This window comes from Elusimicrobiota bacterium, from assembly GCA_026388075.1.
In the GTDB taxonomy this organism is placed as follows: Bacteria; Elusimicrobiota; Endomicrobiia; order Endomicrobiales; family JAPLKN01; genus JAPLKN01.
On record JAPLKN010000114.1, the window covers coordinates 1 to 14,811 of the forward strand.

Here is a 14,811-nt window from a genome sequence, read left to right on the forward strand (position 1 = left end):
TACCGCGTTTGCATCCGAACTGGCTGCTACCTGCGCGCTTCCCATTCCTGACTCTTTTGCTCCTGCTCCAAGCTTTAAAAACTGAGCAGTTGATGTTCCCGCGTCGCTGGGCGAAAAAATACCATAAATATTTCCTGCCCCTGACTCTATCAGGATTATTCCAATCAACAATGTTGATATTATTTTTCTATTCATGGCTTTTCCCCCCTACTCATGTTCAATCGTCGCACTTTTTCTTTGAAAGTCATGCCGAATTTATTTCGGCATCTCAACTTATAGTCCCTAGATCCTGAAACGAGTTCAGGATGACCTGCCCAGGGCAGGTTATTTCTCAATCGCGAATTTAATTCGTTTCTTTTCTCCCGATGAATAGCTTCTTACGTAAAGAATGTAAATTCCGCTTGCGACATCCCTTCCGCCGTCGTTTTTACCGAACCAAACAACCCTTCCGTCTTTTTTGGTGTACGCTAGATCGGCAACAAGTTCGCGCGACACGGTAAATATCTTTACTTCGGCATCGTTGGTAAGATTTTCTATTGTAAAACCGTACGCGTTAACCCTAGGATTATACGGATTCGGGAACACGTTTACATTTCCAAGGTCTTTTGCCGCTAAATAATAAATTATGGCAAAATGCGACAAATGCGTAACTTGAGTTACCACTTTATGTTCATCTGGATAAACAATAGAAGGAAGCGGCAGCCATCTATTCCATTTTTCATCGTACCTGCCTATCAAAAGCGTATTCGGATCTATATTTAAAATATCCGAATCTCTATAATACATCGTTATTGTTATAGGCAAAATAGGCTGTAAATTATAATCGTTTGTTATATTCAATGCTATTTGGATAGAATTAATATTTGACTGTCCGGTTGAAGGAACGGCAGTCGTTGACAAAGTTATGAACACATCCCTTTCGAAACATCCGGGCGGAAAATCAATTGATATTTTTCCGGTGTCGGGAAGTATGAACGCAGTCCCGCCTGAAGTTCTTCCTATAAAAGTTACTGATTTATTTTTCTGCATAACAATTGTAAATCCTTCAACGATCTGCTCAGAAAAGGTCTGCGATCCTATGGTTGTACTGACAATCAAAGTCCATTTCCCGTTCAATTTTTCGTTTAAATCAAAAGTGCATTTTATGCTTTCAGCTGAAATAATCGTATTCGCACCGATTATATCCGGTTCGCCGACTTTTGTCAGACGAGCCATGCTTCCCTGAACAAAACCAAAACCTGAAATGGTGACATTTATCTGGCCTGTATCTGTGCAGGTATCGGGACTTATTGATAAAACGGCAAGTTCTTTGACTCTAAGCCCGCCGGTTAAAACAGCGTTCAAAGAACCTGCTCCGCCGGTAGCTACCTTTACATCCCAGTAACCGGTTGCCTGGCCGATTAAATCAAAAGTGCATGATATACCGCTGTCGTTTAAAATAGTAAAGGTTGAAGGAACAATTATTGTTGACCCGTTAATAAGAAAGATTTCGTTACAACCTGAAAAACCCTGGCCTGAAAGCGTAGCATTAGCCAATATTGATGTGTTGCCTGTCACGTTAGGAGAAATTGAAAACAACTTTACCGTATTCGTTCTTTGTGTGCCAAGATTCGGCCCCAAAGATGTTTGGTCATCAGAAGTTTTTATCCAGAGCCTGAAATGATATGTGGTATCCGGAGTAAGAGCTGTTGCTGTCCAGCTTGAACCGTTCAATATCCAACCGCTGGAAGAGGCTTCAATACCATAATCGGAACCAGTCCATTCGGCAAGATAACTTACTGTCGGAGGATTAATTCCGGTATTCCATCTAACCAGCATGCTGGTATATGTAACTTCGGAAAATCCCATGCTCTCTACTCCCGAAACCAGGGTTCTGGTACTGACTATCGGAGAATACATTGTTTCCTGGCTTTGAGTATTCTTGGCTTTTATTCTGAACGCATAAGTTGTTGAGGGCGTGAGCCCTAACGCGGTATAACTTGAAGTATTTAACATCCAGCCGCTGGTAAATTTATTTATGATAAAATCAGACGATGTCCACTCAAGCATATACTGTGTGCTCGACGGATTTGTTCCGGTGGACCAGCTGGCCCGGATATTAAACTGATTTAAAGTTTCAAGAGTCAGTAACGGGCTTTGAATATCAAGAATTTTGGAATAAGAAGTCGCCTCGTTTGAAACATCTGAAAAATTGAGCCTTTCATCGGACTGCCAGAGCCTGAAATAATATGTGCCTCCCGGAGTAAGATTGCCAGCCACGTACGTAATCAATGTGGCCGGAGCAACATTTGAAGTTGATTGAGTTATCTGTGCTGAATTTATATCCCAGACAGAGCTTTGAGTTGAATACTGTATCTTAAATTGGGAACTCGTCGATATTCCGACAGATCCGTCATCACCCTGAGAATGCCAAGAAAGAATTACTTCCCCTTCGTTTAAACCAACGGAAGCGCTCAAATCTGTTACAGGGCTTGGCGGCATAGTGTCATACTTTTGGGCCCAGGTTGTCGCAACATTTGATAAATTTGACCAATTTGAAAAATCGTCCGCATGCCAAATGACAAGATAGTAAGTAGCTCCTAAATCCAGCCCTGTGAGAATATAAGAAACGCTTGAAAGAGGAACAACTCCTGAAGTAGAAACCGTAACAATTCCGGAAGAAGAAGTTAGTGACCAGTTTACTACTTCTGTTGAGTATTGTATTCTAAACTGAGAACCAGGCTGAAGCGGCATCATACTTCCGTTTTCTCCCGGAGCGCTCCACGCAAGTTTTATTTGGCCTTCAAGAGCACCCGTCTGGGCAGAAAGGTCAGTTACAGTCTGCGGCGGAATAGTTGCTGTCTGAGCCCTTCCCTGCGGCGTATTTGAACAATCAGAATGGTTCGGATAATCATCATATATCCAAACACTGAAATAGTAAGTGGTGCCCGCTTTTAAACCAGTAATCGTGTGTGTCTGCGGATCCCAAGGAGAAACGTTGCTCGTTGAAATTATAATTTGAGCGTTTGAAACGCTTTGCACTTTATATTGAGCAGTATCATAAACTATCCTGAATTGTGATCCTTCGCCTAAATTCCCCAAGACTCCGTCATCTCCCGTGGATGACCAATTAAGTATTACTTCTCCCATATTTATTCCTGTCTGAACGCTGAGAGTTGTCACAGCCGAAGGAGCTATAAGATCGCGCTGAGATTTTGCTGTAATTGTGCTTGAAAGAAGCGATGTATTAGCGCTTTGATCAGTATATTTTAATCCTATAAAATAATCTTTGTTTGCGGTAAGACCGGTCAATGTATACTGGACCGGTGCTGTAGGGGTTACTCCGGATGTAGACACAATTAAAGAATACATGCTTGATAAAGTGGTATCAGACCAGCCAACAGGATCCCAAGTTGAGTAATACAAATCAAATTGCGATCCGACCTGCAATGTCCCTGTCCATCCGTTATCTCCCGGCGAGCTCCACGTTAAACGGATCTCGCTTTCAGTATTACCTCCGGTTCCGAACAAGTTTGTAACCTTGGCCGGGGCCGCCAGGTCAGGCAACTGGGCTGTAGACGAAGCAATGCTTGAAATATTTGACAAGTTATTGAATTCGTCCCAATACCAAAGAGCCATATAATATGTCTCTCCTGGAATAAGGCCGGTCAGAATATAAGAAGACGCTGTCTGCGCGGGAGTAGTTGAAGCCAGGACTTGTGAAATTTGTGCATTTGCCGTTGACCAGACCACACCCGCTATATCGGAAGAATATTGGATTGCATATCCTGATCCCAAATTGAGCTGGCCTATCATACCGTCGTTTCCGGGAGAATACCACTGTAGGAATATCCTGCCTGTCCCAATTCCGGGTTGAGCGGAAATAGACGTGACAGACGCAGGCGGTACAAAATCCAGCCATTGGGCTACTGCTGTACAGGTATTTGAAAGTAAAGACCAATTATTGGCTTCATCAGAATAACGAATAACTGCATAGTAAGTATTACTGCTTACAAGGCCGGTAATATTGTAGGAAACAAAGGCTTGAGGATTTAATCCCGAAGTTGATACGGTAACATTTGGAATAGTTTGAACCGTGCCGGTAGACCAATTAACCAAATCATATGAAGAGTAATATATTTCAAATTTTGAGCCCTGTATAAGTGTTCCTGAATCCCCGTTATCGCCCGGAGTATGCCACAGAAGTTTAATCGCGCCTTTATCGGTCCCAGGTTCGCCCGTAAGGTCGGTTACTTGTCCGGGAATAACCGTATCTATTTGAGCGCTAACTGAAGGAATGTTTGATATGTCTGACCAGTTTTGCCATTCGTCACTTGTCCATACAGTAAAATAATATGTCAAACCGTTGCTTAAACCTGTAAGATTATAATTAATCTGCGTTTGAGGCAATACTCCTGATGTAGATATGGTTATTAAAGCATTTGATCTGTTGATTACATTTATGTAGGACGTGCTGTATACAATGGCAAACTTTGAACCGTCATTAAGAGGCCCTTCCCAACCGCTAGAACCTGGGGAACTCCATACGAGATTAATTTCTCCTTCGTTTATCCCTGTTAAAGCAGAAAGTGTAGTTATTGCCGCGGGAGCTAAATTAACTTTTGCGTTAGCTATATTTGAAAATGCTGACCAGTTGCCGAATTGGTCCGAATGAGATATCTTAAAATAATATGTTGTTCCGCCGGGAATATTTACGGCCGTATAAGAGACCGTTGTTCCAGGAGTCACTCCTGAAGTTGAAATCATTACCTGGGCCGAAGCAGTTGACCATAAAACATCGGGCAAAACCCAAGTTGAATATTTAATTGCAAATTTTGAACCTTGTTCCAAAGGCAAAATAGTGGCAGTGTCAATGTTTACCGCGCTCCAAGAAAGCACCGCCGTGCCTTTCACCGTTCCTGAAACAGCTGAAAGGTCCGTAACGACTGACGGAGGCAAAAGATGAATTTGGGCAAATGTTTGCGCCATGTTTGAAATTCTGGACCAGTTTTGCGATCCGTCTGAATACCATAATCTCAAGTAGTATGTTGACCCTTTGCTTAAACCGGTAACCGTATAGTTAACAATAGTTGAAGGAGAAACCCCTGATGTTGAAACCACTACTATCCCTTGAGCGGCGCTGCTTGACCACAATATATCATACATTGCCCAAGTTGAATACTGTATAACAAACTGGGAATCGGCTGAAATAGGATTACTCCACCCGTCGTCTCCCGGTGAACTCCAGAAAAGATTTATATCGCCCGGATTTACGCCGGTGTTTGCCGAAAGATTGGTCACAGTAGCAGGAGCGCGGACATCGGTAATATCAATATAGGACGAGGCCCATGCTGATTTAGCAAAAGATGTATCTATGCTTCTCACCTGCCAGTAATACCTGGTATTATTTGAAAGCGAACTCAATTTAACAATTGCTCCGGGTTGTATTGGAGAAGCAGAAATAAAGCTGTGCGAATAGTTACCGAAGAAAGGCATTATCCCTTTGCCGTTACTAGTGGACATGAACCATTTTTCAGGATCTGTAACAAGCGAAACTGTAGCTGCACGCACCTCGTAATAAAGCCCGTTTGAATTTGTCGTTTCGTTGTCCGAAGACTGGGACCAGGTAAGGCTTAGGTAACCATAAGTTTTGTCTATAGAAGAATTTAATGACGAAGGCACTGAAGGCAAAGAATTAAGTTTTGCGCCGTAATTTTTATATATAGCTGAAGCGTTTGAACCGCTAACGCTTAAGTCCAAAGCTCCGTCATTATCAAAATCCCCAAACGCCAATGAACCATTGTCTACTCCGGTTAAATCTTTATATAAATTAAAAGAGGATCCGTTATTTTGATATATCCTTGTAATGTATTCTGAGCCGGTATCTCCGCTAACAGCAAGATCCAGGTATCCGTTGTTGTCGTAATCACCGAATGAAATGGATCCGTTTGATACTCCTGTTAAATTTGCAAACTGGCTGAATGTCCCTGCATCGTTTCTATAAATTGTGTTTGTTCCCGATCCGCAGATTGCAAGGTCCAGATAACCGTCATTGTTATAGTCAGCCAAAGCGATTGAACCGTTTGAAACGGCTGTAAACGATGAAGCAAAAAATAACGATCCCGAATAATTTCTGTATAGATAAGAAATATCTCCAGTGCCGGTCTGGCCGCAGAAGAAAAGGTCCTGATAACCGTCATTGTTGTAATCGCCCCAGGCTAAAGAACCATAATTTACTCCGGGCAAATCCACATAATTATTGAATGAATCAGAATCATTCCTGTAAACCCTGGTAATGTATTGACTGCCGGTGTTTCCGCAGACAGCGAGATCTAAGGTTCCGTCGTTATTGTAGTCTGCCCAGGCAAGTGAACCGTTTGAAACTCCGGTTAAATCTATATAACTTGTAAACGAATTAGAATCATTCCTGTATATTCTTGTTACATTTCCGGTGCCGGTTGAACCGCAAATTGCGATATCCAAATTCCCGTCATTGTTGTAGTCGCCCCAAGCGATAGACCCGTTGTCCGCACCTATCAAATTTATTCCTGAATCAGTAAACGATCCGGTTCCACTGTTTCTATATATCTTGGTTGTTCTGGTGCCTGAATTGTTTCCGCATATCGCTAGATCCAAATATCCGTCGTTGTTGTAGTCGCCCCAGGCTGAAGCCGAGTTATCCATGCTCAATAAACCTGCCTGTATATCTTCAAAAGTTATACTTTCAGCAAACGAGGTAGCAGTATTTGAAATTCCGGACCAAAATACTCTGTCAAAATTCCATATCTTGAAGTAGTATGTGTTTTCAGCCATTAAACCTGTTATCGTGTAAGATACCGGAGTCAAAGGCAAGACCTCAGAAGTGGAAACAAAAACTATTTGCGAAGTTGCCGCCGTTGACCATACTACACCGCTAAACGTTGAATACTGAACAGCAAACTGTGATCCTTCAGGGAAAATCCCGCTGAGCCCGTCATTTCCAGGCATGTTCCATGAAAGTTTGACAGTTCCTCCGATTATTCCGGGCACACCGCTAAGGCTGGTCACCGCCGCCGGAGCAGTGTAGTCAATCAGAGTGTATGCCGAAGATTCATTTGAGTCAGAAGACCAGTTTTGATATTCGTCCGCGTGCCAGATTTTTACATAATATGTAGTGCCGTAATCAAGATTTTTTAGTCTGTAATTAACAGTTGTTCCGGGTACGACGCCGGAAGTAGAAACTGTAACCTGGGCCGATTCCTGTGACCAGATTACTGAACTATAAGTTGAATATTGTATTTTAAACTGCGAGCCGGTAGAAAGAGCTGCCCCGTAAGGATCATTTGACGGAGCGCTCCAGCTGAGATTAATTTCTGAATATAAAGAAGACACTTGCGCCAAAAGATTTGTAATTTGCGACGGAGGCGTAAAATCAGGTTTTACCTGAACGGTGGCGCTGTTTGAAAGATCGGACCAGTTTCCGCCGCTATTCATATGCCAAATCTTTAAATAGTACGGGTCTCCCGCAAAAAGTCCTTTGACTTTATAAGAAGCTAGGGTTTCCGGCGTTACGCCAGAAGTTGAAACCGAAATTATGTTCAACGAGTTTGTTGACCATTCCACGTCTGACCAAGTTGAATACTGAACAACAAATTGCGATCCGGGTTTAAGAGCGTTATACCAGCCGTCATCGCCGGGCATGCCCCATGTCAAAGTTATATCGTTTTCGCTTATTCCTCGCGAAGCGGTCAAAGTAGTTACTTTTGCAGGCGGATGTATGCTTGAAATATAAATTGATTGCTGTGAACACCAATCAGATTTTGAAAAACCCGAATCAATTGTTCTTAACTGCCAGTAATGGGTTGTTTCATTGATCAATGCCGTGTTATCCAACTCTATTTCAAGATTGGTTCCGATACGCGAAGGAGGATAGTTCCCTATAAAAGGCGTTGCGCCTTTGCCTGAAGTCGCGCTTACTCTCCAAAGAGAAGGATTGGTATTTATATCAATTGTTGATACTCTTATTTCGTACTGCAGCCCGTTGTTTGAGGTTTCATCAGCGCTGATGGGAGCATTAAATGTAAGTTTTAGTTTTTTCAAACTGTTATCATAATTTGAACCCATTCCCGTGGGTGATCCCGGCTGATTATTCGCATTGGGTCCCAGATTTCTGTATATTTTTGATATATATGAAGAACCGTTATAACCGCATACCGCAAGATCTAAAGTTCCGTCGGAATTGTAGTCGCCCCAAGCTAAAGACGAATAAATCACGCCCATCATGTCAGTAGTTAATTCGCTGAAATATCCTCCGCCATCGTTTCTATAAATCAATGTATTGATCGAGCCGTCCCATCCGGATATAGCAAGATCAAGGCTGCCGTCGTTATCATAATCTCCCCAAACAATTGATCCTATTGCCACGCCGGGAAAATCTGCATTAGCATTAAAATCAAACCCTGTTCCGGCGTTATTTGTGTAAATGTTTGACTGGAATGCCAGAGACTGGTCCCTGCCGCAAATTGCAAGATCCAAATAACCGTCGGAATTGTAGTCGCCCCAAGATAGAGAGCTGTACATACAGCCTTGTATACCTGCGCCGATATCCGTAAACGTATCGTCACCGTTATTCTTGTAAATGTTTGATGTAACGTCCGATGAGCCGCTGCCATACTGCCCGCTTATCGCTAAATCCAGCAGTCCGTCGTTATTATAGTCGCCCCATGCCATGGCGCTGAAAGTAACTGCTGTAAATGTTGCGGTAACTACCTCATTAAAATCCCCCCTTTTGTCATTTTTATAAATTTTTGTAATTTTAGAAGAACCGTTTTGCCCTGAAATCGCAAGATCTAAATAACCGTCGTTATTGTAGTCGCCCCAGGCTAACGAACCGTTTTGGACTCCTGTAAAGGTTCCCGTTCCTAAAGCTAAATTGAAAGTTCCGTTATCATTTCTGTATATTCTTGTAACTTCGGCTAAATCTCCTAGACCGCAGACAGCTAAATCAAGATAACCGTCGTTATTGTAGTCGCCCCAGGCAATAGAACTGTTGGTCGCACCGTCAAGAGTTTGTGCCAAACTAAAATTTCCTCCGGTATTTCTATAAATTCTAAGCACTTTGCCGAACAAATATTCTCCGCTTATAGCCAGATCTAAATTACTGTCAGAATCGTAATCTCCCCAGGCAACAGAACCGCTTACCACGCCCAATAAATTTGCCGTAATATCGTCAAAAGTAATGCCCGCAGAAGTCCCGCTTGAAATGTTTGACTGTAAAGATAAATTGCCTAAATCGTTTATGTACCATATTGAAATATAATATGAAGTATCAATTAAAAGATTGTTTAAGGTGTAAGAAACTACAGTTCCCGGTACGACACCGTAAGTTGAAACGCTGACTTGAGCTGCGGATGTGGACCACGATACGGATGAAAAAGTTGAATATTGTACGAAAAACTTGGATCCGGGTTCTAAGGTGCCGTTTCTATCCCCGTCATCGCCCGGAGAACTCCATGATAAAAATATCTGGCCGCCTAAAGAACCGGTAGCTGCATTAAGATCCGTTACCTGATTGGGCAGACTCTGGTTTATGTTTGCCCAGCTTGTTGCGCCGATAGATATATCAGAATAGTTTAACAGCTCATCTGAATGCCAGGCCCTGAAATAATATGTTGATCCGTACTGCAGTCCAGTCAAATTCAAATTAACTAGTGTTCCAGGAATAATTCCGGATGTTGAAACTGAAATTTGGGAAGAAGCCGTAGACCATATCACAGTATCAGGATTTGACGAAGAATATTGGACATATAATTTGGACCCGGATTTAAGAGGAAGATTCCAGCCGTTATCTCCCGGTGCATTCCAGCTTAAAAGAATTTCGCCGTTAAATGTTCCGGGCGAGGCGGAAAAACCGGTTAAAGCAGCCGGAGCGATATTATCAAGATACGCATAAGCTGAAGTTATGTTAGACGGTGCCGTCGCCCAGTTTCCGGAGTTGTCTGAATACCATAAACTCAAAAAATAAGTAGTATTACCGGCAATATTGGATAGAATATATGAAATCGGGGTGGCGGGAGCGACCCCAAAAGTTGATACTGTTACCTGAGCCGATGAGGTTGACCATTCTACAGAAGAAAAAGTTGAATACTGTATTTTGAATTTTGAACCGTAAAGAAGATATCCGGTCAAACCGTCGTTTCCGGGAGATGACCAGTTCAAGTCCAGTTCACTGCCGTAATTTCCGGTAACTGCTGAAAGATTAGTTACTACTGCCGGCGGAATTAAATCAGGTTTGCTGTAACATTGGACTCTATTGGAAGAGCTTGCCCAATTTTCGTATTCGTCCGCATACCAAATTTGAAGATAATAAGTGGTTCCGACGTCTAACGACAAAAGATATGAAGCATTTGTGCCGGGAGCTGTACCGTAGGTTGACACTATCACCTGTGCTAAAGAAGGCAGCCACTGAATGTTTTGTAATTTTGAATACTGTATTCTAAACTGAGATCCGTTTAAAAGGGTAGTATATCCGCCGTCATCTCCCGGGACGCTCCAGTTTAAGACAATTTCTCCTTTAATGTCTCCTGTCCTTCCTGAAAGATCCCGGACTGCGCTGGGAGCTATATCCGGCTGAATATAAGCTGACACGATATTTGAAATATCTGACCAGTTCTGATATTCATCGGCATGCCAAATAGCAAAATAATATGTGGCCTCTAAATCAAGGCTGTCCAAAGTATAGTTCACTACTGTTCCCGGAACCACTCCTTGAGTTGATACAGAAAGTTGAGCCGAATCTTTAGACCAACTTATTCCCGAAAAAGTAGAGTATTGAATTCTAAATTGAGAGCCGGGGGCAAGGGAAAGATTTAAACCGTCATCCCCTGGTATTGACCATGCTAAATTTGCCCGGCCGCGAATTATTCCAGAACGAACTGTAAAATCGCTAACGGAAGCTGGAGGTATTGCCTGTGCCCAAGAAGAAACTATTTCAGTATTTATCGCCCAGTTTCCTACAGGGTCTTTATACCAAATCCCGATAAAATATGTTGATTTAGGAGTTAATCCCGTCAGCGTATAATAAGCTTTTGTTAACGGGGCAATTCCCGAGGTAGAAACTTTTATTTGGGATGAAGTCCTGGAAACCCCTGCTGGCCAGGAAGAATAATTAATCCAGAATTCTGATCCGGCATTAAGTGTCTGGCTCCAACCGTCATCGCCGGGAACGCTCCAATTTAAATTTATGCTTCCTTCAGCCGTCCCTTGTGAAGCAATTATGTCTGTAACTTGTGCCGGCGGCGTTGTGTCCGAAGGGGCCCATATTGAGGCAAGATTTGAAGGATCAGACCAATTCTGCCATTCATCGGCATACCACACCTTGAAATAATATGTCAGATCAGTGGTAAGCCCGCTGGCAAGATACGTTACCAAAGCTTGCGGAGAAACGCCTGATGTTGATACGCTGGTTAGAATATTTCCAACTGCCGAAGTAGACCAAGAAATACCGCTCCAAGTAGAATATCCTATTACGAACTGAGCCCCTTCCGGAAGCATATAATCCAAATTGTTATCTCCGGAAGCATTCCAACGCAAAATAATTTGTCCGGCAAATGATCCTTCGGTTGCTGAAAGAGTAGTTACCGCCGCAGGCGCTTCATTATCCGCGCTCATCCAAGCTGTAGCAGTATTTGAAATTCCGGACCAGTTTTGCGCGGAATCCGCATACCATATTTTAAAATAATAGGTTGAGTTTGGCGTTATTTTTTCTTTTAGAAAATATGAAACTGCACTTGTTGGAGTTACGCCAGAAGTGGACTTCGTGATTGACGAAGGAGAGCTTGTAGACCAAAAAACATCCGGCATTGGCCATGTTGAATACTGAATTGTAAATTTTGCGCCGGGCAAAAGAGGAATATCCAGGTAGTCGTCGCCCGGAGAACTCCAATCAAGTTTTATCGCGCCGTTATCCATGGATGTTGCAGACAAGTCAATTACTGTATTAGGTGGAGTAGAATCATATGCGTAGCCATATAAATAAAAAAACAGCAAAAAAGCAAAGGATAAAAATAATCCTTTCTTCGCTGTTTTTAATATGCGAATGATAACGGTAGTTTCAGTATTCATAATTTCTCACATTCTCATTAGCCCAACGTGATGCAAATATCGCTATGGGTAGAACCCCCCAGCTGCAAATTATTCCTACTAAAATCCCCCAGCACTGCATTGATAACAAGTTTTACCAAAATCGTCAAGGCTTTTTTATTATGCTAATTAATTATTAATTATCCCATCATTTCCCCCAATTCTACGCAATAATCTAATTACTTGCAGGCTTCTTTAGTGCTACATTTAACTTATACTTATAAAAGGCAAAAAAATCCATAGTTAAATAGTGAAATATTTGTGAAATTTATTTTCTTTTGAATCGTTTTTTGATAATAGCCGGGCTGTTTTCTTATATTTTGAAACTTTGGAGTTATGTTAAGTGTTTTTCCCCATTGAGCCGTCAATGAGTCGAGCATTTTTAAGGAATCCTTCGGTTTTTCGTGTTTGAGGCTGAGCGAAGCCGAAGGGACGAGTCCTTCGACAAGCTCAGGATGGTGAGCCTGCCGAACCATTGAAAAACCGCCTGAAATAAAGAATGCGGAAGTCCGCCGCGGCGGAGCTCACGGGGTGCATTTCTTTTGATTACTTTTCTTTAGGCAAGAAAAGAAAAGTGATTCAGGGGTGCAGTCCCTCGACTTTGCTCGGGATGTTGAGCCTGTCGAAACAGGACGGAAAAGCCCCGCGACTTTATTCTTTTTTGTATGTGCAAAAAGTTAAAAAATTGCTTTATTTGACGCTTATTTTTGATTTTGGTAGAATACAAAAGCAAATCGAGAAAAAAATGAAAAAAGTAATCAAAAAAGAACTGGATAACCTATTTTCTAAATGGCTAAAAGAAAACAATTTCGGCGCCTTGCCGAACTATACTCTTTACGAGCCTCCAAAAAACATATCTTGTGACCTTGCCTCCAATATTGCCATAGTGATTGCAAAACAATCAGGTAAAAATCCTAAAGAAATTGCAGAGATATTTGCATCATTAATTTCTTCTTCCTTAAAAAAATATATTGATGCTTTAACTATTGCGGGCCCGGGATTTTTAAACATAACTCTTTCGGAAAATATACTTTTTGAAACGCTTAAAAAACTTATAAAAGAAAAAGACAAATTTGGACGAAAAGAATATATTGACGATAAAAAAATACTTATAGAATTTGTTTCCGCAAATCCCACCGGGCCTCTTCACATAGGGCACGGAAGAGGAGCGGCAATCGGAGATTCGCTGGCGCGAATATTTTCTTTTTTCGGATACGATGTAGAAAAAGAATATTATTTAAACGATGTCGGGAACCAGATTGAAATGCTGGGCAAATCGCTTGAAATCAGATACAGGCAGCTTAAAGGCGAACCACTGGATTTCCCTGAAGACGGATACAAAGGCGATTATATCGTTAATATTGCAAAAAAATTAATCTCATCTGACAGCAAAGAAATAAATTTTAAAAAAATTGCTCTTAAAGAAATGGTGTCAACGATAAAAAATGATCTTTCTGATTTTGACGTGACATTTGACAGCTGGTTTTCGGAATCATCTATCGCGCCTGACGGCTCCGGTAAAAAAAGTAAAGTTGAGGAATTATGCGTTTGGCTAAAAAAGAATAATTATGCTTATGAAAAAGACGGGGCTCTTTGGTTTGCTTCATCAAAGTACGGGGACGACAAGGACCGTGTTTTAAAAAGAAGCGATGAAAGATTTACGTATCTTGCCTCGGATATCGCTTACCATAAAAATAAGATTGAGCGCGGATACGACAAGCTTATTAACCTTTGGGGAGCAGACCATCACGGCTACGTCAACAGAATGAAAGCAGCCATTCAAGCTCTTGGAGGAAACGAGTCAAAACTTTCTATTATCCTTTATCAGCTTGTGTCATTGGTAAGAAACGGAGTTCCTGTAGCAATGTCTACAAGAGCGGGAGAATTCGTAACTCTTGAAGAAGTGATCAAAGAAGTCGGCAAAGACGCCTGCAAGTTTTTCTTTATGATGAGGGCTCCTAATTCACAGCTGGAATTTGACCTTGAGCTTGCCAAGAAAAAAACTTCTGAAAATCCGGTATTTTATGTTCAATACGTTCACGCAAGATGCAACTCTATTTTTCTTGAAGCTAATAAAATAAAAGGGTTTGAGCTAGCCTCTGATTCCGACTTTTTAAAAGCTGATTTCAGCCTTTTGCGCTCAAAAGAAGAAAAGGATCTTATTAAAAAACTCATTTTTTTCCCCGACGTAATAGAGGCCTGTATTGAAAACCTTACGCCTCATCTTATTACAACTTACCTTATGGAAACCTCCGACATTTTTCATAGATTTTACGAAAATTGCAGAGTCTTAAACATAGACGACAAAGAACTTTCCTTGGCGAGATTGTCTTTAGTAAAAGCAGTTTCTGAAATAATCAAAAATGGCCTTGCCCTTCTTGGAGTAAGCGCGCCCGAAAAGATGTAATATAATATGGAAAAATCAAAAAAAACGGAAATACTTTTTCTTGAACTAGTAAAAATAATGGAAATCTTGAGAGGGCCGAAAGGATGCCCGTGGGATAAACATCAAAACCATAAAAGCCTTATTAAATACCTTTTTTCTGAAGCAAAAGAAGTAAAAAGCGCAATAAACAAAAAGGACTGGAAAAACCTTGAAGAAGAACTCGGCGACATACTTTTACAGGTGGTTTTTCACTCTCAGATCGCGAAAGAAAACCGTCTTTTTGACATCAATAAAGTAATAGAAGGATTAAATAATAAATTGATACG

General features: G+C 41.6%; 5 protein-coding genes. 2 read left to right on the forward strand and 3 right to left on the reverse strand.

Going from position 1 to position 14,811, the window contains the following annotated elements:
* From NT145_05915 to NT145_05925, 3 genes are all read right to left on the reverse strand, one after another.
* The coding region (locus tag NT145_05915; GenBank protein MCX5782223.1) for a hypothetical protein at positions 1 to 195 on the reverse strand (195 nt) is incomplete at its 3' end.
* A gap of 129 nt (positions 196 to 324) precedes the next feature.
* On the reverse strand, positions 325 to 12,081 hold the full coding sequence (locus NT145_05920) for a VCBS repeat-containing protein (protein ID MCX5782224.1): 11,757 nt from the start codon (positions 12,079 to 12,081) through the stop codon (positions 325 to 327).
* Between the two features lie 236 nt (positions 12,082 to 12,317).
* Positions 12,318 to 12,575: a hypothetical protein gene (locus NT145_05925; GenBank protein MCX5782225.1), complete on the reverse strand. Its 258-nt coding sequence runs from the start codon at positions 12,573 to 12,575 to the stop codon at positions 12,318 to 12,320.
* Positions 12,576 to 12,844: 269 nt separating this feature from the next.
* Between NT145_05925 and argS the strand changes: the two genes are divergently transcribed.
* Entirely contained in the window at positions 12,845 to 14,506 is a 1,662-nt protein-coding gene (gene argS, locus NT145_05930) for an arginine--tRNA ligase (protein ID MCX5782226.1), read from the forward strand.
* A gap of 6 nt (positions 14,507 to 14,512) precedes the next feature.
* Positions 14,513 to 14,811, forward strand: a 299-nt coding sequence (locus NT145_05935; protein MCX5782227.1) for a nucleoside triphosphate pyrophosphohydrolase, incomplete at its 3' end; no start/stop codon positions are given.